The following is a 20889-nucleotide window of genomic DNA, read 5'->3' on the forward strand; positions in this document are numbered from 1 at the left end:
ACCATCGCCCGCCGCAACCGGATCGGTGACCCAGTCCCACGCCGCACAATCTGCTGCAATCGCCGGCCCCGCCCGGCTCCGGGCGGTCAGGCTTGATCCCTCCGCCGGGCGGGCTGCCCGGAAACCCTGCCTTGTCGCGGTCCGCGTCTGCGTGTCGGGTGGTGGGTCATGAGTGTCGATGGCGCTCGGGTTGTCGCCGGAAAGGCCACGCCGCGGGGGGCTTTTCCGCACGTCAAGGTCGCGGGTGGGTTCGTCTTCGTCTCCGGTACGTCGTCCCGGCGGCCGGACAACAGCTTCGCGGGCGTGTCGGTCGACGAGTTCGGTACGACGAACCTCGACATCCGGGTGCAGACCCGGGCGGTCATCGAGAACGTGCGGGACCTGCTGCGCTCGGTCGGCGCGGACCTCACCGACCTCGTCCAGGTGACGTCGTACCTGGTCAACATGAACGACTTCGGTGGCTACAACGAGGTGTGGGCGGAGTTCTTCGACGCGTCCGGTCCGACCCGCACCACTGTGGCCGTGCACCAGTTGCCGCACCCGCACCTGCTCATCGAGATCCAGGCCGTGGCCATTCTGTCCTCCGGAGGTCAGTTGTGAGTGAGATCGCCGAGCCGTTCAGTTTCCCGGGATGGATCGCGGACAACCAGCACCTGTTGAAGCCGCCGGTGGGCAACCGGGAGATGTTCCCGGGCGGGGACGACTTCATCGTGATGGTGGTGGGCGGGCCCAACCAGCGCACCGACTTCCACGTGGACCCGTACGAGGAGTTCTTCTACCAGGTCAAGGGCAACATGCACATCAACCTGATGACCCCGGAGGGGCCGCGTACGGTGCACGTGCGCGAGGGTCAGATGTGGATGCTGCCGCGTAACACCCCGCACTCGCCGCAGCGGCCGGAGGCTGGCTCGATCGGCATGGTCGTGGAGCGGGTCCGCGAGGAGGGCACCCTGGAGACCTTCCAGTGGTACTGCCCCGAGTGCGGGCACAAGGTGTACGAGGTGGAGTTGCAGGTCCGCGACATCGCGGCCGACCTGCCGCCGGTCTTCCAGGCGTTCTACGCCGACGAGGCCGCCCGTACCTGCGCCAACTGCGGCACCCTGCACCCGGGCAGAGGCTGATGCCCGCAGGCGTGGTCGACGTGCACACGCACGTCGTACCGAAGGGGTGGCCGGACCTCGGCGCGGCGTGCGGCGGGTCCGGTTGGCCCTGGTTGCGCGTCGACTCCGAGCGCGCCGCCATGATCATGGTGGGCGAGACGGAGTTCCGCCCGGTCGGCGCCGAGTGCTGGGACGCGGCGCGCCGGCTGACCGACATGGACGACGACGGCGTGGACGTGCAGGTGGTGTCGCCGACGCCGGTCTTCTTCAGCTACGACCGTCCGGCCGACCAGGCGGTGAAGGTCGCCCGGATCTTCAACGACCTGACCCTTGAGGTCACCGCGGCCGGTGGCGACCGACTGGTGCCGTTCTGCCAGGTGCCCCTCCAGGACCCGGACGCCGCGTGCGCCGAGCTGGATCGCAGCCTGGCCGCCGGACACGTGGGCGTGGAGATCGGCAACCACGTCGGCGACCGGGACCTGGACGACGCGGGGGTGGTCACCTTCCTCCAGCACTGCGCCGAGGTGGGCGCGCCTGTCTTCGTCCACCCGTGGGACATGCCGGGCGGTCCGCGCCTGGACCGCTGGATGGCCCGGTGGCTCACCGGGATGCCCGCCGAGACACACCTGTCGGTGCTGGCGATGATCCTGGGTGGCGTCTTCGACCGGGTACCCGAGACGTTGCGGATCTGCTTCGCGCACGGTGGCGGCAGCTTCCCGTTCTGGCTCGGCCGCGCCGACAACGCCTGGCACCGCCGGGGCGACCTGGTCCGTGGCGCGTCCGCCGCACCGCCCAGCAGTTACGTCGACCGGTTCAGCGTCGACTCGGTGGTGTTCGCGCCGCCCGCGCTGCGGCTGCTTGTCGACACGATGGGGGAGGACCGGGTGCTGGTCGGCAGCGACTACCCGTACCCGCTTGGTGAACGCCCGGCCGGCGCGGTCGTTCGCGACGCCGACTTCCTCACCGACACCCAGCGTGACAAGCTGCTTTCTCGCAACGCGCTGCGCTTCCTCGGCGAGTCGGGTATATAACGATTGCCTTCCCGGATATACACCACACATGAAGACCGTTATCGATCTTGACGATGAACTGCTCGACCGGGCCCGCCGCGAGCTGGGCACCAAGAGCAAGAAGGACACCATCCATGCCGCGCTACGCCTGGTCGCCGAGCGGAGTGAGCGTGCGCAGGCCATCCGGGAACTACTCTCGGTCGACCAGGACTGGACCGGTCTGCTCGAGGACGACAAGACACCGCGCGGCGAGCAGGACGCCGCATGATCCTACCGGCCGGGCTCTACCTCATTGACACGTCGGCATGGAGTCGCCGACACCAGCCGATCGCAGGTAAGCGAATCACGACGATCCTCGAGGAACGGCTCGCCGCGACCTGCGTGCCGCTCGATCTCGAAACGGGCGAAGTGCCCGCAACTTCCGGGACGCCATGACGATGCGCGCACGCCGTGCGGAGCTGATGATCGACCTTCCGATCAGCCCGGCCGTCGCCACCCGGGCACATGACCTGCAACTGGCGCTGACAGCTCGTGGCCACCACCGGGCGGCCAGCCCCGTCGATGTCCTGGTGGCGGCCGCCGCTGCCGAATACTCCGCGACCGTCCTGCACTACGACCACGACTTCGACCTGATCAGCGACGTCGGCGGCCCCCGCAGTGAATGGGTGGCCCCCGCAGGCACGTTGGACTGACGGTCGACGACGTGTCGGCCCGCGGACGGCGGCTTCCAGCGGGCAGGATGACGGAATGGCCGAGCCGCACGATCTGACCGCGTTGGAGCAGGCCGCCGCGATCGCCCGCGGTGAGCTGTCCAGCGTCGACCTGGTCGAGCACCACCTACGCCGGGTGGCCGCCCTCGGCGACATCGTGGGCGCGTTCGTCACCGTCACCGAGGACCTCGCCCGGCAGGCCGCCCGCGCCGCCGACGCCGCGCCGACCGAGGCGCGCGGCCCGCTGCACGGTGTGCCGACCGCGATCAAGGACCTGACGCTCACCGCCGGGGTCCGCACCACCTTCGGTTCGGCCGCATTCATCGACTTCGTCCCGCCGGTCGACGCCGACGTGGTCCGGTTCATCAAGGCCGCCGGCCTGGTCAGCCTCGGCAAGACCACCACCTCCGAGCTGGGCTGCTCGCTCTACTCGGAAGGCCGGGTCGCGCCGCCGGCCCGCAATCCGTGGCAACTGGCGTACACCGCGGGCGGGTCCAGCGGCGGCGCGGCGGCGGCTGTCGCGGCCGGGCTCGTCCCGGTCGCCCAGGGGTCCGACGGCGGCGGCTCGCTGCGCATCCCGGCGTCGCTCTGCGGCCTCGTCGGTTACAAGCCCAGCCGTGGCCTCGTCTCCGGCGGGCCGCTCGGCTCCGGCGCGTTCGGCCTGCCCACCAGCGGCCCGCTCGGGCGGACCGTCACCGACGTCGCGGCGCTGCTCGACGTCATGGCCGTGCCGGTCCCCGGCGAGCCCTACCTGTCGCCAACCGCGCCGCCGGGCGGCTACCTGGCCGTCGCGCGCCACGCCGCGCCCGGCCCGCTGCGGATCGGCCGGTTCACCACGCCGATGCTCGCCGACGAGCCGGTGCACCCCGACTGCGTGGCCGCCGTGGACCGGGCCGCCGCGCTGCTCACCGCGGCCGGCCACGAGGTGGTCGAGGTGGCACCGCCGCTCGGGCCGGCGGCGTGGCCACTGTTCGAAATCCTCTGGTACGTGCTGGCGCTCGCCCCGGTGCCGCCCCAGCGGGAGGCGGAGCTGCTGCCGCTGACCCGACTGCTGCGCGCCCGCGGCGCCGAGATCTCCGCCGGCGCCCTGGCCGCCACCCTCGGGGAGTTGCAGGCGCAGGTCCGTGCCGGTGCCCGTCGCACCGCCGGGTACGACCTGCTGCTCTGCCCCACCCTCGCGGCCCCGCAGGCACCCGTCGGCTGGTTCACCGCCGATGGTGACCCGGCTGCCGATTTCGACAGGCAACGCCGCTTCTCGCCCTACTGCGCGATCTTCAACGTCACAGGCGATCCCTCCGTCTCCCTGCCGGTGGGCGCCACGACCGACGGCCTGCCCGTCGGGGTGCTGCTCACCGGCCGGTACGGCGACGACGCGCGGCTCATCGCTACCGCTGCGCAACTGGAGAACTCCAGTGGCGGGTGGGATCGGCACCCCGCAATCTGGCGGGCCGTCGACTCCGCTAACGTGAATGGTGACGGCGTCGGGCGGTCGACATCATGATCGTCCATCCGACCCGGTTGTTCGAGGTCGTCCTTCTTCCGCCTGGGGGCGTTGGGATTGTCTGTTACCGAGACGTTGCTGGTCTTCGTCGGCATCCCGTTGGCCGCGGTGCTGGTCATCGCCGGCCTGTCGTACGCCGGTAGCCGTGGGGGTGCCACCGGCGGTGGCGGTGGCGCGAAGCGCTACCGGCCGGGCCGGCCCTTCGACTTCACTCCGGTCTGGTTCCTGGGCCGTCCGGAGCAGCTGGCCGACTCGGCCGGCACCGCGCTGACGGCGGGGGCGCAGGCGCCCGCGCTGACCAGCCACAAGCTTGAGCAGGCCAGCGTCGACGCGCCGGCCGGTGGAACCGGAGGCGCAAGTGACCGTTGGTGAGAAGCAGGCCGGGTCGGAAAATCCGCCCGAGGTGCTGGACGGGCCCTTCTCGACCCGCCAGCTGCTGCGCATCGACGAGGCGCTGCGCCTGGCCGACCAGGGCACCGGCCTGGTCTTCTCGGTTTTCGTCGGCGGTCTCGACGAGCCGATCCGGGAGCACGCCCAGCGGCTGCACCGCCAGCTCGCCGACCCCGACAAGTCGGTGCTGATCGCGGTGTCACCCAACCAGCGGCAGTTGGAGATCATCACCGGGCGCTACGCGCGCAAGCGCATCCCCGACACGTACGCCAAACTGGCCGCGCTCTCCATGGCCGGCGCGTTCAGCGGCGGGGACCTGGCCGGCGGCATCATCAACGGCCTCGACCAGCTCGCCAGCCACGCCGGCAAGGGCTGAGCCCTCCACGTACGACGAAGCCCGGTCCGCCTTTCGGCGGGCCGGGCTTTTCGTGTCAGCGTCAGCGGGGCCAGGCAGAGGGATCGAGGCGCATCGGCCACGGCACGTCGATCTGCACTGGGTCGTCTGGACCGACCGTGCCGAGCAGGTTGTAGTGAACGCCCTTCACCAGCTCGTAGCGGTATATGACGGGGCCGAAGTCGCCGCGCTCGACCCGCCAGTAGGCGGGGATGCCGGCCTCAGCGTAGAGCGACGGTTTGGTGAACCGGTCATGCCGACGGCTGCCCGGTGACTCCACCTCGACAACAAGTGCCACATCCGCTGCTTCAATCCAGGTGCCGTCCCTTGGGGCTGTCGGCTTCAGCACCGTGACATCAGGGATGAGGTTGCCCTCGACTGCTCTGAGCCCTGCTTCCCGGATAACCCGCCATCCGGCCGGCGCCGTTGATCGAAGGGCCGCCCGTAGCTCATCCGCCAGTTCCTGATGCCCGTAACCAGGGGGTGGCGTCACGTGCAGGCTCCCGTCGATGATTTCGTAGCGGTTCCCGTCCTCAGGCAGGTCGGATAGATCCTGCTCGCTCCAGCCCCGCTCCGGTGGGTGCCACGGGTAGGTCGGCTGTGCCATCACGTCCACCTCCTTCCATCACGATAACGTCCGGGGCCGGCGCGGGCTCCCGCCCACGCCGGCCCCGGGCCGCGTACACGCTGCTCAGGCGCTCTCAGCGTCCTTCGTGCGGGCCTTGAGCGCCCGCACCACGCCGTCGCGGCCCTCGGCGACCAGCCGGCGCAGCGGGCCGGGATGCCCGTCACCGGCCAGCCACGCGTCGGTGGCCGCCACCGTGTCGTCCTCCACCAGGTAGATCGGGTACGCCAGCTGCGCGAACTCCTGCGCGGGCTCGCTGTCCCGGGTGGCCCACACCTGGCCGACCGCCGCGAAGTACCGCTCCCGGTAGGGCGCGATCAGGTCCACCTGCGCCGGGTGGGCGAGGCCCTGCAGGAGCGCCCGGTGCCGCCAGTTGGGCAGCGCGTCCGGGCCGGTGAGCAGCGCCCAGACGGTCGCCTTGTTCTCCGCCGTTGGCACCAGCGCGTGCGCGTACGCCGCCTCCCGTTCGCCGCTGGCGGTGCGGTCACCGGCCAGTTCCGCCTCGATCTCGGCGGGACCGGCCGCGCCGTTGGCCACCAGCGCGGCGAGGACCGACCAGCGCAGCTCGGTGTCCACTGTCAACCCGGCCGGCGCACCGACGCCGTCCAGCCAGCCGCGCAGCGTGGCCAGGTCCTCGTCGGAGCGGGCCGCCGAGGTGAACGCACGAGCCCAGGCCAGCTGGAACCCGCTGCCGGGCTCGGCGGCGGCGAGCGCGTCACGGGCGGTACGGCCCAGCTCGGCCCAACCGGTCGGTGCCCAGGCCGGATCGGCGTAGAGGGTGATCGCGGTGGTCGCCTGTCGCAGGGTCGCGGTGACCAGGTTGATGTCGGTCTCCGCGGGCAGCCCGGTCAGCGCCAGCGCGACGTAGTCGCGGGCCGACAGCTCGGCGTCGCGGATCATGTCCCAGGCCGCCGTCCAGCAGAGTGCCCGCGCCAGCGACGACTCGAAGCCACCGATGTGCTGCACCACCGTCGCCATCGACCGCTCGTCGAGGCGCAGCTTGGTGTAGCTCAGGTCGTCGTCGTTGAGCAGCAGCACGTCGGCGGCCCGGACGCCGCGCAGCTCGGCGAGGTCCGTCCGCTCGCCGGTCACGTCCACCTCGTGCCGCTCGCGGCGCACCAGCCGCCCGTCGGTCAGGTCGTACAGGCCCACGCCGATCCGGTGGGTCCGCAGCGTCGGGTACGCGGCCGGCGCCTCCTGCCGGACCGCCACCTGCTCGTACGTGCCGTCCGCGCCGATGGTCACCTCCGGACGCAGCGTGTTGACCTGCGCGGTCTCCAGCCACTGCGCGGCGAACTTGCGCAGCTCCCGGCCGGATGCGGCCTCCAGCTCGGTGAGCAGGTCGTCGAAGGTGGCGTTGCCCCAGGCGTGCTTGCCGAAGTAGGCCCGCAGCCCGGCCACGAACGGCTCTTCGCCCACGTACGCGACGAGCTGCTTGAGCACGCTCGCGCCCTTGGCGTAGGTGATGCCGTCGAAGTTGACCTCGACGGCCTCCATGTCCGGCATCTCGGTGTAGACCGGGTGGGTGGAGGAGAGCTGGTCCTGCCGGTAGCCCCAGTTCTTGCGGATGGACAGGAACGTCGTCCACGCCTCGGTGAACCGGGTGGCGTTGGTGTTGCACCAGTGGCTGGCCCACTCGGCGAACGACTCGTTCAGCCACAGGTCGTTCCACCAGCGCATGGTGACCAGGTCGCCGAACCACATGTGGGCCAGCTCGTGCAGGATCGTGTTGGCCCGCTGCTCGTACTCGAAGTCGGTGACCTGTGAGCGGAACAGGTAGTGCGACTCGGCGTGCGTCACGCAGCCGAAATTCTCCATCGCGCCGGCGTTGAAGTCGGGCACCCAGAGCTGGTCGTACTTCGGCAGCGGGTAACGCACGCCGAACTTCTCGTGGAAGAAGTCGAAGCCCTGCTTGGTGATCAGGAACAGGTCGTCGGAGTCCAGGTACTGCGCCATCGAGGCCCGGCAGAACGCCCCCAGGTCGATGCCGTCGTGGCTGTCGCGCACCTCGTGGTACGGCCCGGCGCACATCGCCGTGATGTAGGTGCTCATCCGGGGCGACTCGGTGAAGTGCAGCGTCTTGAGCCCCTCACCCGCGGGCTCCTCCCGCTGCACCGGCATGTTGGACACCGCCCGCCAGTGCGCCGCAACGGTGGCGTGCCAGGTGTAGACGCTCTTCAGGTCGGGCTGGTCGAAGCAGGCGAACACCCGCTGCGCGTCGGCCGTCTCGAACTGGCTGTAGAGGTACGTCTCGCCGTCCACCGGGTCGACCGTCCGGTGCAGACCCTGCCCGCTGTTGGAGTAACCGAAGTCGGCGTCGACCACCAGGGTGTTGTCGCTGTCCAACCCGGACAGGACCAGACCCTTCTCGGCTGACCAGTCGGAGAGGTCGACAGGCGTGCCGTTCAGCGTCGCGGACCGCACCGACTCGGCGGCCAGCTCGATGAACGTGCTCGCGCCGGGCTCGACGCAGCGGAACCGGACCTCGGTCGTCGACCGGAACGTGCGGCCCTCGGCCGCCAGCACGGCGCTCGACAGGTCCAGACTGATGTCGTACCCCGTCACGTTGAGCAGGCGGGCCCGCTCGGTCGCCTCGACCTGCGTCAGGTTGCGCACTCCCGGCACTGTTTGTCTCCATCCCACATCTCGCCGTACGCCCGGCGGCGCCCGTTCGCCAACCGCTCGTGGCGGCCAGCCCGATCCGAGTCTTCCATGTACGGGCAGCCCGCGGTGGCTGAGGTCACGCTCTCATTCCGGTGCCGCTCGAGGTGCTGCGGGGTGAAGATTCCCCTGAGACGCCGGACTGCCGGCGCCCCGTCGCGAAGGGACCTCACAGTGACCGATCGTGTCACCGCCGACATGTGGTTCGACCCGGCCTGCCCGTGGGCGTGGATCACGTCCCGCTGGCTGCTCGAGGTCGAGCAGGTCCGTGCCGTGGACATCCGTTTTCACGTGATGAGCCTCGCCGTGCTCAACGATGGCCGGGACGAACTGCCCGAGGACTACCGGTCCTTCCTCCGTACCGCCTGGGGTCCGGTGCGGGTCTGCATCGCCGCCGAGCAGCGGTACGGCAACGAGGCCCTGCGCCCGCTCTACACCGCGCTCGGCACCCGGATCCACCTCGGCAAGCAGGAGCGGAATCGGGAGCTCTTCGTCGCCGCGCTGACCGACGCCGGTCTGGACCCGGCGCTGGCGGCGGCCGGCGAGAGCACCGACTACGACGAGGCGCTGCGGGCCAGCCACGAGGCCGGCATGCGCCCGGTCGGGCAGGACGTCGGCACTCCGGTCGTCCACGCGCCCGGCCCGGACGGCAGCCCTGTCGCGTTCTTCGGCCCGGTGATCACCCCGGCCCCGAAGGGGGAGGCCGCCGGCCGGCTCTGGGACGGCGTCCTGCTGGTCGCCGGCACCCCGGGCTTCTACGAGCTCAAGCGCACCCGTGAGCAGGACCCGATCTTCGACTGAGCTGCGGCGGGCTGCCCTGTCGACGCCAGGCGTGGGCAGGGCGGCCCTCCGGGCGGCGCCGCTCCGCACCGCGTCCGCTCGGCGTGTCGTGGGTCGGCGGTGCCGGCCCCGTCACCGGGAGACTGGCTGGTCGTTGGCCTGCATGTCCGCCGCAGCGACCCGCAGGGCCGCACCCCGCAGTTCGTGGAGGCATTCCCGATGGCCAAGCACCGTGCGTCCGGTGACGATCAACTGACCCGGCCGGGGGTCATCGAGACTCCCGGCGCGGCCTACTGGTCGGTCGACGACTCCCGCTGGCCGGCGGTCCGCCCCGACCTACCCGCCCACGTGGTGGATCTGCTCGCCCCGCCCATCGTGGTCGGCGTGGCCCGGGTTCCGGTGACCTCCCGGCTGACCCCGGCCGAGCCGGCGGCACCGCTGGCCGATCCCGCGCCGCCGGTGGCACCCGCTCTCGAGCCCCTACCGCCGGTCGCGGCGGTGGCTGCCGCCGTCGCGTCGGCCCCGGTCCTGCCGTCGGCTGCCGCGCCGGCCGAACCCGCGCCGCCCCCGCCGGCACCCGCCGCCCCGCGTCCGGTGCCGACGCCGCCGCTGAGCCCGCGGCCCGTCCCGGCCCCGCCTCCCGAGCGTCCGGTGCCGGGGCCGCCCGCGTCGCCCCGCCGCGCCGTGAACACCGGGCCGGCCGCGACCGGTCGACGGGGCAACGCCGGACCGGCAGCGGCGGGCAGGCACCGCCGGGGCGCATCCGACCGCGCCAGCTGACCGGCTCGGCACTTTCATCTGGTGGACCCCGCGCGGGTCCCCGTCGGCGGCGACACCGCCGCCGGTAGCGTCACTGGGCATGACGGTCGTGCATCCGATCTCCCGGGCGTGGGTCACCACTGGTGGCACCGGCGCGCAAAACTACGACGAGTTCGCCGACGACGCGGAGATCACCGCGATCATCGAGGCGAACCCGCACAGTTCTCTCGGCATCGAAATGCCGCATCGCGCCCCGCAGAGCCTGGGCAAGTCGTTCCTCGACGCGCTGCCGGACGCGGTGGCCCGCCTGACCGAGGCGAAGGCCGACGGCAGCTACACCCCCGCCGAGCAGGTGGTGGTGCTCTACCGGATCAGCGCGCCCGGCGAGGAGTCGGCGTACGGGCTGTTCGCGATGGTGGACACCGACCAGATCTCCACCCGGGCCGACGAGCCGGGCCTGGTCATCCGCAACGAGGACGTCTTCATCGCCAAGGTGCGCGAGCGGGTGGCGTTGGCCGACGCGCTGGGCCACCTGCTCTCACCCGTACTCCTGCTGCAGACCGGGCGCGGCGACGAGCTGCACGCCGCCCTCGCGGCGGCGACCGAGACGGCCGGCGCGCCCGCCGCGACGGACACCGACCAGGCGGGCCGCACGCATGCCATCTGGCTGCTCGGCCCCGGCCCGGAGCAGACCACGCTGACCGCCCTCGCCGGTGGTGGGGAGCTGGTCGTCGCCGACGGTAACCACCGCAGCCTGGCCGCGCAGACCGGCGGGCTGCCGCGCTTTCTGGCCGTGGTCACCACGCCCGCGTCGGTGGCAATCCAGCCCTACAACCGGCTGGTCAGCGAGCTGACCACCACGCCGGCCGAGCTGCTCGACCGGCTGCGCGCGGCGGGCGCGGAGGTCGAGCCGATCGACGGCCCGGTCGAGGTCCCGGCGGCCGGCGGCACCGTGCATCTCCGCCTCGGCGACCAGGGGTACGCGGTGCGGCTGCCCGCCACGACCGCCGGCGACCTGGAGAACCTGGACCACGCCCTGGTCGAGCGGCTGCTGCTGCGCGACGCGCTCGGTCTGGACCCGGGCGACAAGCGGATCACCTACGTCGGCGGTGACTACCCGGCGAGCTGGCTCACCGGTGAGGTCGATGCCGGCCGGGCCGAGCTGGCGATCCTGATCGCGCCGGTGACCGTGGCGGACTTCGTCGCGGTGAACCTGGCCCGGGAGAAGATGCCCCGCAAGAGCACCTGGTTCACCCCGAAGGCGCGCGGCGGTCTGGTCGTCGCGGAACTGCCACGCTGAGCGGTCGCCCACCCGACCGTGTGACGAACCCGGCTCTCCGACGCCGCCCGTGCGGCGTCGGAGAGCGCGGCCTGAGAGACTGCGCGGTATGCGCGTCTACCTGGGATCCGATCACGCCGGTTTCGAGTTGAAGGTGCACCTGGCCAACCACCTGGCCAAACAGGGGTACGACGTGGTCGACGTCGGCCCGCACGGCTACGACCCGGACGACGACTACCCGACGTTCTGCCTGCACACCGGCGACCATGTGGTGGCCGACGAGACGGGCCTTGGTGTGGTCATCGGTGGGTCCGGAAACGGTGAGCAGATCGCCGCGAACAAGGTCGCCGGGGTCCGCGCCGCGCTGGCCTGGAGCGTGGAGACCGCCCAACTGGCCCGTCAGCACAACGACGCGAACGTGGTAGCTATCGGCGCCCGCCAGCACACGCTTGACGACGCCACCGGCATCGTCGAGGCATTCCTGAACACGCCGTTCTCCGGTAACGAGCGGCATGCCCGTCGGATCACCCAGGTGGCCGAGTACGAGCGGACCCGACAGCTGCCCGAGCTGCCCTGACCGGCCGGGTCAGCGCGGCGAGCGGGGCAACTCCTCGCGGGGCACCCAGTTGCGTCGGACGACCACCACCCGGGCCTCCGCCTCGGCCAGGTCGTCGTCGGTGGGTCGGGCCGCGTCCCGGGCCCGTAGCGCGGCGCTGAGCCCCACCTGGGACGAACCGGAGCCGACAAGCCCGCGCAGCCCTCGCTCGCCGTCGCGCTCGTCGCCGCCGGAGTGCCGGCGGCGCGGGGGCGGATCGTCACCGTCGTGCGCGCCGGTGGTGCTGGCCGTCGGGCTGTCGGTGCTCCGACCGGCCGGCTCCGGGTCGGGGTGGTGGCGTAGCCGTCGCCGTCGTCGGTCGGGGTCACCCATCAGCCGACCGTACCCTGCCCGGTGTGCGATTCGGCACTGTCGTGCCGGTCCGTGTCTCGGGCGGGGTCGGCGACCTGTTTGCCGGCTGGTTACCCTCGGAATCCAGGCGGTGCTGTTGCCGTCGGTCAGGGGGAGGACGAGATGGCAGACCAGACGCAGCCGTGGGCGGAGCGGACCGTGGAGGTGCCACCGCAGGCCGGCGTCGGGGTGCCGCCGCAGCGCGACGGGTTCCGCCGGGGCGTGGCTCCGGTGGGTCAGCCGCGCAGCCCGCGGACCGAGCCGTTCCCGGTGGTCGAGCAGGAGCCGACCGGCACGGGCTGGCCCGGTGAGCCGGCCCCGCGTCGGCCGCTGGGCTGGCGGATGGCGCAGCTGCGGCGCGGCGGTGAGTGGAGCGCGGCGGCTGGGCTGTTCGCGTTCGTGTGCTGGGGGATCTGGGCGCTCTCCGGCCAGGGTGACCTGAGTGGCCCGCTGCTGGTGTTGGTGCTCAGCCTGCTGGTGGCGATCGGCCTGTTCGCCCTGTCCCGGTTGGTCGGCCGGGTGGTGTGGGAGCGGCAGCTCGGACGGGTGCGGCGCAGCGCCCGAGGTGCCCACCTGGCGACGGCGGTGTTCCTCGTCGGCCTGGGTGTGGCGTGGCTCCAGCAGACCGAGTGGGTCGTCTCGGCCTGGAACTGGATCTCCTCGAACTGATCGTGGCCGCGTACGGGCGGGTCGGCTCGACGCCGCCCGCCCGTACGCCCGGTCGCGGCACGCCGCGACACCGGTCGTCTCCCCACCAGGCAAGGCTGCTGCTTACCCGGCCGGCCACTGTTCATCCGTGGCCGGCCGGTCCGACTGTCACCCCGTTCGGGGTCGTTCGATCACGGCACCGCCGGGAGGATCAGGCGGCGGGTTGGGCCGCCGCGTGGTCGCGTGCCACCCGGACCAGTTCCACCAGCCCGCCCGCGTACTCCTGCGACTCGCCGTGCGCCTCGTCGAACGGCGGCTGGAAGCCGACGCCCTCCCACTCGCCGGTCCCCGGGTTCCACCGGTCGTTGCCGACCTCGAAGTCCCAGGCGAAGATGCCCAGCTCGTAGTAGAGCTGGTCAGCCGAGTTGCCGGCCGCCGAGTAGAGCACGTCGGCGACCGGACCGGTCTGCGACGGCCAGGTGACGGTGCCGCGCTCCTGCGCGATGGCACCGACGATCCGCCGGGCGCTGTCGAGGAACAGCGTCGACTCGTCGATCGACGGCCGGGGCAGGGTGACCCTGCCGTCGGCCCGGTACGCCCCCGGCGGCCACATGAAGTACCCGCCGTAGGAGTGCACGTTCATCGCGAACCTGATGTTCGGGTGGGTCTGGGCCAGCGCGATCACGTTGCTGCTCTCCGCCTCGGACAGCTCGGCGGTGCCCGCGTAGGTGCCTGACAGGCAGTTGGCGCTGGCGCCCACGTACCCGTCGAAGTAGGACCCGACGGTGTAGTTGCGGTTGACGTCAACACCCCACGAGGTGCGGTTCTTCGGGTCCCGCGCCGGTCCGGTGCAGTGGTTGACCAGGTTCTTGCGCTGCATGTTGAAGTCGTTGAACGAGTAGTTCGCGCCATCCGGGTTGACCGTCGGGATGACGAAGATGTCGACCTGTTCCAGCAGCTCACGGGTGGCGGGGTCGGTCCGGGAGTTCGCCAGCATCCGCTCGGCGAACTCCAGCGTCACCAGCGGCGTGGCCCACTCCCGGGCGTGCTCCTGGGAGTACGCGAGCACGCCGACCCGGGAGCCGTCCCGGTGCACGCCGAGCCGCAGCGCCTGCACCGTCCACGGCCGGGCCGGCACCTCGCTGCCCTGCAACCCGTCGTCGAGCCGGGCCGGGCCGGCGACCGGCATGGGCAGCCCGGCCGAGCCGTCCTCGACGGTGGCCCGGAACCGGTTCGGCTGGCGGGTGTTGATCGCCGTGGCGACCTCGTCGGTGCTGCTCACCGTCTTGCCGGCGGTGTCGGTGGCCAGTGACACAGTGAGCACGCGATCGCGGTAGCCGACAGTCAGCGGCCGGTTGGGCCGGCCCGGGTCGACAGTGCGCACCTGCACGCCGTTCATGCCCTGGTCGCCGAAGCGGACCGACTCGACCACCACGGCCGCCACCGCCGGGTCCCCCAGGTACGCGACCGCGTTGCGCCGGTACCCCTGGGTCTTGTTCGGCAGGTCGATCACGTCCACCAGGTCCCGATACTGACGGGCCAACCGCTTGATCCGCGCCTGGATGTCGATCGGCGTCAGGTACGCGTCGATGAAGTCCTTCTGGTAACCGGCCGGCAGCGGCGGCGGTGTGGCGTTGGGCCAGAGCGTCGGGGTGATCACCCGGCTCACCCCACCGAGGCTGGAGGTGGCGCTCAGCTGCACCGGCCGACTCGGCACGGGTTGGGGGAGCGCGTAGTGGTACTGGTACTCACCGGAGTCCTCGAACCGGAACAGCGGGAAGGACCCGGTGGCGCCGTCGGCCGTTCGCCAACTGACGGTGATCTCCACGTCCGGGTCGTCGGTGGCGGTGGTCGCCACCTGGGCCTGGAGGAACGTCTGCCCACCCGTGGTCCACCAGTACGCCTGCTGGACCTGGAGGGTGTCCACGGCGGAGGCGGTGGTCCGCTGCCCGGCGGCCGGAGCGCGTAGTCCGGCCGCGGTGCGGGCCTGTGCCGCGCGGACGCTCTCGGCGTAGTGCCGGCTGCCGTCCCCGGCGCGCTGCACGATCTGCACGGCGGTCGCGCCCTGCGCGCTCAGTTCGGCGAGCTGGGTGCCGGTGAGCACCAGGTCGGCGAGGATCCGCCCGTCCCGGGCCCGGGGCCGGTTGGCCAGATCCGCGCCGGCGGCGACCAGCCGGTCGAGCTGTGCCTGATCGCGTAGCTGTACGCGGACCACTGCGGTTTCGGTGGCGCTCAGGGTGATCGGTGGAGCGGGATCGGCGGGTGCCGCGCTTCCCGGGCCTGGGTGGGACAGCACTGCGCTGAACAGGATCGCTGTGGTGGCGGCAGCTGTCCACCGTCGTCGGACGATCATGTGCCCTCCTGACGGACATCGGTGTACCTGGTCCTTACACCAGTGCACAGATCGACACCTGTCAAGGTGAGGCGGCGCGCCCGGCGTCTTCCCGGCGACGCCGAATCGGATTGGGCTGCCTGCCCGGCGTCGGGATTGTCGCTGTGCGGCGTTAATCCCTCTGACACGTACGCGGGTTCCGGAGCAACCTCCCGGGCCGGACCCCGCGTGACTATCTCAAAACGGGGATCGGAGGCCTGAATGAGCGATCGCGACGAGGCGTTCGCCGAGTACTTCGCGGCACGGTCCGCTGCCATGCGCGCCACGGCGTACCTGCTGTGCGCTGACTGGCACCGGGCGGAAGACCTGGTGCAGACCACGTTCGTCAAGCTCTACCGGGTCTGGCACCGGATCTCGCGGCACGAGGTGCTCGACAGCTACGTCCGGCAGATCCTGGTCCGGACGTTCCTCGACGAGCGGCGTCGCGGCTGGTGGCGGCGCGAACGGGTGGGGAGCGAGGACGCCGAACAGGTGATCGCGCCCGACTCGCCGGAGAGTCGGCTGGTGCTGCTCCAGGCCCTGGCCCGCGTCGCACCGCGCCAGCGGGCGGTGCTGGTTCTCCGCTACTGGGAGGACCAGTCGATCGAGGACGTCGCGGCGCTGCTGGACTGCTCTCCAGGGACGGTGAAGAGCCAGGCGGCACGCGGGCTCGACACGTTGCGCGGCCTCCTGGCACCCACCTACAGCGGGATCGAGATGGGGGAGCGATGAACGGACAAGAGTTGCGCGACGCGTTGCGCACGGAGATGGCGAGCGCCACCCCGCCACCACCATTGAGTACGGGTGCCACGCTCGTCGCGGCACGGCGGGCGCACTTCCGCCGACGCGCGGTGTGGGCGTCGCTCGGATCGGTGGCCGTCGTGCTGGCGGTCACCGGCTTCGCGGTCGTCGCCACTCCGGACGACCACGTCTACCAACCGGCGGGTCAGGGGCCACTGGCCCCTCCGGACGCGTCGGGAGACACCAAGGAGCCGTGGCCGACCGGGCCGGACGGTCAACCGCAGGAGGACCGGACCGCGCGGGCCGGATCCCAGTACGACCGGGGGGTCCACCTGCTCAACGAGGTGGTCTCCGTGGTGCCCGCCGGCTACACCGCGCCGGAGGACCCGGCGAACCAGCCCGCCGACCAGCGGATGTTGCGGACCCACCAGGCGCAGTTCGAGGCCAAGGTGGACGGCGTCGACAGGTGGAGCTACCTGACCTCGGTCGCCGTGGCCCAGGGTGATCGCACCGGACACGTGATCGTCGAGGTGCACGATGCCGGCAACCAGCTGCCGACCGAGCCGTGCGCCCTGGCCCGCGACTTCTGGGGCATGCAGGGCGAGTGCCAGGTCGAAACGGTCGGGGCGGCGCAGGTCGGCGTGGTGGTCCGACCGGGCAACGACGACCGGCTCGACCAGTGGTCGGCGTACCGGCACCCGGATGGCGTGGTGGTCTACGTGGCGCAGGGCGCGAAGCTCGACGAGACCCGGCCGGCGTTGAACACGTTGCCGTTCTCCGTGCCGCAGCTGGCCGCCCTCGCTGTCGACGAACGGTTCCACCTGCGGTGATCCGTCCCCGCCAGGGTTTCGGCCCGGGCGGGGACCGGCGTCCGCCTACTCGACGTAGGCCAACTGCACGAGAGTGGTGCGACGGCCACGACGCACCAGCCGCCCCCGGCCGGGTGGTTGGACCGAGAGGTGGGCCTGCGGCCAGAGCTGGCCCTCCTGCCGCTCGCCGGAGAGCAGCAGGCCGGCGCAGCCGACCTCCTTCATCCGCTGCGGCACCGGCTCGTGGACGGCCCGGCCGGCACCGCCGCTGCGCCGCGCCAACACCAGGTGGAAGCCGAGGTCCTTGGACTGCGGCAGGAACTCCAGAAACGGTGCCAACGGACCGGCACCGCCACCGGAGAGCAGGTCGTAGTCGTCGCAGAGCACCACGACTTCCGGTCCCTTCCACCACGACCGGTTGCGGAGCTGCTCGACGGTCAGGGTGTCCGGAGGTAGCCGGTTGCGAATCTCGCCGGCGACGCCCTGCACCAGCCCTTGGGCGGCGGTGGCGGTGCCGGCGTACGCGGCCAGATAGTCGTCAGGCACCGCGTCGAGCATGGTGCGCCGCAGGTCGATGACCGCGAAGACCAACTCCTCGTCGGTGAACTGCGCCGTCAGGTCCCGGACCAGCAGGCGGAGCAGGGAGGTCTTGCCGCTTGCCGAGTCACCGAAGACGAGCAGGTGCGGGTCGGTGCCGAACAGGTCGAGCATGGTGGGTCGCAGCTCCGCCTCGTCCAGGCCGAGCCGGACCCGCCCGTCGGCGGGGAGCCCGGTGGCCACCTCGCCGTACCCGATCATGGTGGGTAGCATCCGGATGGCCGGGGCCGACGGGCCGGTCCAGGCCGTCGCCACCCGGGACACCAGATCGTCCAGCCCCTTCGGCAGGGTGGTCACGTCGTCGCTGCCGTCGATGCGGGGCAGCGCGATGTGCGCGGTCAGGGCGTCCTGGGTCAGGCAACGGCCCGGGGTGTCGGCGCGTAGGTTCTCGGCGGCCTGCCGCTTGATGGTCGAGTCCAGCGGGTCGTTCAACCGGAACTCGATCTTCGAGCCGATCACCGCCTGGAGCTGCATCCGCAGGTCCGACCATCGACCAGCGGTCAACACCAGGTGTACGGCGTACCCGAGCCCCCGGGAGCCGATGTCCTGGACGAGATCGGCGAGATCCTCGAACTCCGTCTTCAGCACCGGATAGTTGTCGATCACCAGCACGACGTCGGCGGCGGCCAACTCGGGCAGCCGGCCCTCCCGGTGCATCCTCCGCATCGTGTCGATCGAGTCGATGCCGTGTGCGGCGAACAGCTCCTCCCGTTCGGCCATCAGCATGCTGACCTCGGTCACCGTCCGGCGAATCCGGTCCGGATCCAGCCGGCCGGCCACGCCGCCGACGTGCGGCAGCCCGGCCAGCGCGTTCAGCGCGCCGCCACCGACATCGACGCAGTAGAACGCGATGTCCTGCGGGGTGTGGGTCAGCGCGGCACCGGCCACCAGGCTGCGCAGCAACGTCGACTTGCCGGTCTGCGGCGCGCCGAGCACACAGACGTGCCCACCGGCGCCGGAGATGTCCAGCACGAACGGTTCCTGTTTCTGCTCGGTGGGCCGGTCGAGCAGGCCGAGCGGAATCCGCAGCCGCCCGCGCCGCTCCACCGGGGCCACCAGGCCGTACGCCGGATCGGTCTCCAGCGGGCCGACGACGGCGTCCAGCGGCAGAGCGGCCGGTAGTGGCGGCAACCAGATCCGGTGCGCCTGCCGCCCGTGCTCGCGCAACCGGTCGACCACCACGTCCAGGGTGCTCGGCGCCGAGACGCTCTCGTCGGCCTCGGCCGACTCCTCCGTCGTCAACGGCTTCGGCAGGTGCCGGGCCACGTTGTACATCAGGAAGACCGTCGGGTCGGGTGCGGCGTCCACCACCTCCTCGCCGGCCGGCGGCCGGTACGTGCCGGAGACGTACGCCGCCTTGAACCGCTCGAAGACAGTGGTGTCGACCTTCAGGTAGCCCGATCCGGGCAGCGGGGGCAGCCGGTACGCGTCGGGCACCCCCAGTACTGTGCGGCTCTCCTGCTCGTTGAAGGTGCGCAACCCCAGCCGGTACGACAGGAACGACTCCAGCCCACGCAGTCGGCCCTCCTCCAACCGCTGCGAGGCGAGCATCTGGTGGATGCCGATCGACCGGCCGATCCGGCCGATGGCGATGAACAACTCGATGAAGTCCGGTTTGGCGGTCAGCAGCTCACTGAACTCGTCGATGATCACCATCAGGTTGGGCAGTGGCGGCAATGGCCGGCCCGCGTCACGTCGCCTGTTGTACTCGGTGATGTTGGCCAGTTGTCCGGCGTCGAGCAGAATCTGCTGGCGGCGCTTCATCTCCCCCTGGATCGCGTCGTGCAGCCGGTCCACCAGGCCGGCGTCGTCGGACAGGTTCGAGATCATCGCCGAGGTGTGCGGCAGGTGTTCCAACCCGGCGAAGGTCGCGCCGCCCTTGTAGTCGACAAGCACCAGGCTGAGCCGCTCGGGCGGGTGGGTCATCGCCAGGGTGAGCACCAGTGTCCGCAGGACCTCGGACTTGCCCGAGCCGGTCGCGCCGACGCAGAGCCCGTGCGGGCCCATGCCGCCCAACGCGGCCTCCTTGATGTCCAGGTGCACCGGGTTGCCGTCCGTGCCCACCCCGAACGGCACCGTGAGGAAGTCCGAAAGCATCCGGGGCGCCCACAGTGCACGCACGTCGTAACTCGCCTCGTCGACGATGCCGAGCAGCCCACGCAGATCGACTGTCGCCTCCAGCGGGGCGTCGTCCACAGTGTCGGCCACCAGCCGCAGCGGCGAGACCCGCCGGGACAGCAGCTCCATCTCCGCAAGGTCGAGCTGGTCGACAGTGCCGGCGGGCGCGCCGCGCAACCGCTCGCGCTCGGCCAGGATCGCCTGCGCCCGAGTGTCGGTGACCTTGCGCAGGTCCTGCACTGTGACCCGATCGTCCTCGCAGAGCACCCGCACGTCCACATGGGATGGCTCGTGCTGCTGGTCGTCGACAAGCACCACCACCGCCATGCCCAGGTCGTCGGGGGCGAGACCGGCTTCGAGGTGACCGAGCGGGTCAGCCCGCCCGGCGGAGATCTGGTCGACCACGACGACCAGCCGACCGCCCCGGAACCGGTGCTGCGGGTCGCCCAGTCGGCGGGCCCGGTTGACCTCACCGACGCGCCGGGACAGCTCCGCGGTGAGCAGTGCCGCCAGTGCCATCGGCTCGGAGGCCACCAGCCGCTGCGGGGCCGGCCCGTCGTACTCACTCGGGTGCAGGCAGTGGGGAAGCCACTTCAGCCAGTCGAACTCCGGCCCGGCGGTGCCGCCGAGCAGCCACGCGAGGCGTACGTCGTCCGGGGCGTGCAGGGTGGCGAGCTGCGCCACCAGCACCCGCACCAGGTTGCGGGTGGCGGCCGGGCTGCCGACGACCGAGACCACCCCGGTGACCGGCACCGCGACCGGCATGCCGTCGAGCAGTCGGTCCCGGTCCACCACCAGCCGGGCGGCGGCCAGGGTGACCGGGTCCAGGTCGACCATCGGGTTGTTCTCGTCGGCCTGGAGGGTGACCCGGCGCCAGAGGCGATCCTGCCCGTGCCCGACCCGCAGCACCAGGAAGTCCGGGTCGGCCAGCCGTCGCTCCCACCGGCGGTGCGGGTCACGGAGCAGGTCCGGCAGCACCTCCGGGGCGGGGTGCCGGTGCTGCGCCGCGGCCCGCTGGGTGACCGCGTCCGCGCGGATCTGGTCGCGGATCCGGTCGACATACTCCAGGTACCGCTGCCGTTGTCGGGCGAAGCGGCGGGCCGCGCCGGTGCGTTGGGTGACGTACGCGGCGATCCCCCCGAACACCGTGGCGACCAGCATGCCGAGCCCGGCGATCATCATGATCGGGTTTTTGTTGGCCATCATCATGAGCAACATGCCGGCCCCGCCCATGATCGGGAGGAAGACCTGCATGACGCCCGCGAACCCACCGCCGCCGTCAGGCACCGCCGGTGGTGAGACCACGTCGAGCGCGGTCGGCTCCGGCTCCGGTGGTGGGACCCGGGCCGGTCGGTGGATCACCCGCTGCGTCATCGCGACCCCTTCCGGGCCGAACCGATCAGTGCCTCGGCCGGGTTACCGGTAGTGCTCCGACTGCCTAGAGTAGTAC

Annotated in this window: 20 protein-coding genes; 15 read left to right on the top strand and 5 right to left on the bottom strand. The window is 71.6% G+C overall.

Annotated elements, in window-relative coordinates:
- Positions 1–168 precede the first annotated feature (168 nt).
- From ABZU25_RS27665 to ABZU25_RS27700, 8 genes are all read left to right on the top strand, one after another.
- Positions 169–600, top strand: coding sequence for a RidA family protein (locus ABZU25_RS27665; RefSeq protein ID WP_355032288.1), 432 nt, complete (start codon positions 169–171; stop codon positions 598–600).
- Positions 597–1121, top strand: a complete 525-nt coding sequence (locus tag ABZU25_RS27670) for a 3-hydroxyanthranilate 3,4-dioxygenase (RefSeq protein WP_355032289.1) — start codon at positions 597–599, stop codon at positions 1119–1121. The genes ABZU25_RS27665 and ABZU25_RS27670 overlap by 4 nt, the downstream gene beginning before the upstream one ends.
- Positions 1121–2131 carry an amidohydrolase family protein gene (locus ABZU25_RS27675; protein ID WP_355032290.1) on the top strand — a complete coding sequence of 337 codons (1011 nt, stop codon included), beginning with the start codon at positions 1121–1123 and terminating at the stop codon, positions 2129–2131. The genes ABZU25_RS27670 and ABZU25_RS27675 overlap by 1 nt, the downstream gene beginning before the upstream one ends.
- Positions 2132–2159: 28 nt before the next feature.
- Positions 2160–2378 (top strand): type II toxin-antitoxin system VapB family antitoxin, encoded by a 219-nt coding sequence (locus tag ABZU25_RS27680; RefSeq protein ID WP_347661496.1) that lies wholly within the window; start codon positions 2160–2162, stop codon positions 2376–2378.
- A 163-nt stretch (positions 2379–2541) separates the two neighbouring features.
- On the top strand, positions 2542–2802 hold the full coding sequence (locus ABZU25_RS27685) for a PIN domain-containing protein (RefSeq protein ID WP_355032291.1): 261 nt from the start codon (positions 2542–2544) through the stop codon (positions 2800–2802).
- Positions 2803–2857: 55 nt separating this feature from the next.
- Complete coding sequence (locus ABZU25_RS27690) at positions 2858–4321, top strand: amidase (protein ID WP_355032292.1); 1464 nt, start codon at positions 2858–2860, stop codon at positions 4319–4321.
- 75 nt (positions 4322–4396) lie between these two features.
- A complete protein-coding gene (locus ABZU25_RS27695; protein WP_355032334.1) occupies positions 4397–4693 on the top strand; it encodes a hypothetical protein in 297 nt (98 codons plus the stop codon).
- Positions 4680–5087, top strand: coding sequence for a DUF5130 family protein (locus ABZU25_RS27700; RefSeq protein ID WP_355032293.1), 408 nt, complete (start codon positions 4680–4682; stop codon positions 5085–5087). Before ABZU25_RS27695 ends, ABZU25_RS27700 begins: the two co-directional genes overlap by 14 nt.
- Positions 5088–5148: 61 nt before the next feature.
- Here ABZU25_RS27700 and ABZU25_RS27705 read toward each other — a convergent pair whose 3' ends face one another.
- Together ABZU25_RS27705 and pepN are read right to left on the bottom strand one after the other, a co-directional pair.
- Positions 5149–5712: a Uma2 family endonuclease gene (locus ABZU25_RS27705; protein ID WP_355032294.1), complete on the bottom strand. Its 564-nt coding sequence runs from the start codon at positions 5710–5712 to the stop codon at positions 5149–5151.
- Between the two features lie 84 nt (positions 5713–5796).
- Positions 5797–8346 carry an aminopeptidase N gene (gene pepN / locus ABZU25_RS27710; protein WP_355032295.1) on the bottom strand — a complete coding sequence of 850 codons (2550 nt, stop codon included), beginning with the start codon at positions 8344–8346 and terminating at the stop codon, positions 5797–5799.
- A gap of 219 nt (positions 8347–8565) precedes the next feature.
- Here pepN and ABZU25_RS27715 point away from each other — a divergent pair, with 219 nt between their 5' ends.
- The 4 genes from ABZU25_RS27715 (at position 8566) to ABZU25_RS27730 (ending at position 11786) form a co-directional block, all read left to right on the top strand.
- Positions 8566–9192 carry a disulfide bond formation protein DsbA gene (locus ABZU25_RS27715; RefSeq protein WP_355032296.1) on the top strand — a complete coding sequence of 209 codons (627 nt, stop codon included), beginning with the start codon at positions 8566–8568 and terminating at the stop codon, positions 9190–9192.
- Between the two features lie 99 nt (positions 9193–9291).
- The gene (locus ABZU25_RS27720; RefSeq protein ID WP_355032297.1) at positions 9292–9951 is read left to right on the top strand and encodes a hypothetical protein; all 660 of its coding nucleotides are present in this window, start codon (positions 9292–9294) and stop codon (positions 9949–9951) included.
- Positions 9952–10030: 79 nt separating this feature from the next.
- Positions 10031–11230, top strand: coding sequence for a DUF1015 family protein (locus ABZU25_RS27725; protein ID WP_355032298.1), 1200 nt, complete (start codon positions 10031–10033; stop codon positions 11228–11230).
- A gap of 88 nt (positions 11231–11318) precedes the next feature.
- Entirely contained in the window at positions 11319–11786 is a 468-nt protein-coding gene (locus ABZU25_RS27730) for a ribose-5-phosphate isomerase (protein WP_355032299.1), read from the top strand.
- A 9-nt stretch (positions 11787–11795) separates the two neighbouring features.
- Here the strand turns inward: ABZU25_RS27730 and ABZU25_RS27735 are convergent, their stop codons facing one another.
- Positions 11796–12137 carry a hypothetical protein gene (locus tag ABZU25_RS27735; RefSeq protein WP_355032300.1) on the bottom strand — a complete coding sequence of 114 codons (342 nt, stop codon included), beginning with the start codon at positions 12135–12137 and terminating at the stop codon, positions 11796–11798.
- Between the two features lie 141 nt (positions 12138–12278).
- Between ABZU25_RS27735 and ABZU25_RS27740 the strand changes: the two genes are divergently transcribed.
- On the top strand, positions 12279–12824 hold the full coding sequence (locus ABZU25_RS27740) for a hypothetical protein (RefSeq protein WP_355032301.1): 546 nt from the start codon (positions 12279–12281) through the stop codon (positions 12822–12824).
- 190 nt (positions 12825–13014) lie between these two features.
- On the opposite strand, the gene ABZU25_RS27745 is transcribed toward ABZU25_RS27740, so the two are convergent.
- Positions 13015–15156, bottom strand: coding sequence for a M14 family zinc carboxypeptidase (locus ABZU25_RS27745; RefSeq protein WP_355032302.1), 2142 nt, complete (start codon positions 15154–15156; stop codon positions 13015–13017).
- A gap of 240 nt (positions 15157–15396) precedes the next feature.
- Between ABZU25_RS27745 and ABZU25_RS27750 the strand changes: the two genes are divergently transcribed.
- Together ABZU25_RS27750 and ABZU25_RS27755 are read left to right on the top strand one after the other, a co-directional pair.
- The gene (locus ABZU25_RS27750) at positions 15397–15906 is read left to right on the top strand and encodes a SigE family RNA polymerase sigma factor (protein ID WP_355032303.1); all 510 of its coding nucleotides are present in this window, start codon (positions 15397–15399) and stop codon (positions 15904–15906) included.
- Positions 15903–16745, top strand: a complete 843-nt coding sequence (locus ABZU25_RS27755; RefSeq protein ID WP_355032304.1) for a hypothetical protein — start codon at positions 15903–15905, stop codon at positions 16743–16745. The genes ABZU25_RS27750 and ABZU25_RS27755 overlap by 4 nt, the downstream gene beginning before the upstream one ends.
- A 45-nt stretch (positions 16746–16790) precedes the next feature.
- Here the strand turns inward: ABZU25_RS27755 and eccCa are convergent, their stop codons facing one another.
- A complete protein-coding gene (gene eccCa, locus ABZU25_RS27760) occupies positions 16791–20813 on the bottom strand; it encodes a type VII secretion protein EccCa (protein ID WP_355032305.1) in 4023 nt (1340 codons plus the stop codon).
- Positions 20814–20889 lie beyond the last annotated feature (76 nt).

This window comes from Micromonospora sp. NPDC005215, assembly GCF_040607915.1.
In the GTDB taxonomy this organism is placed as follows: domain Bacteria; phylum Actinomycetota; class Actinomycetes; order Mycobacteriales; family Micromonosporaceae; genus Micromonospora.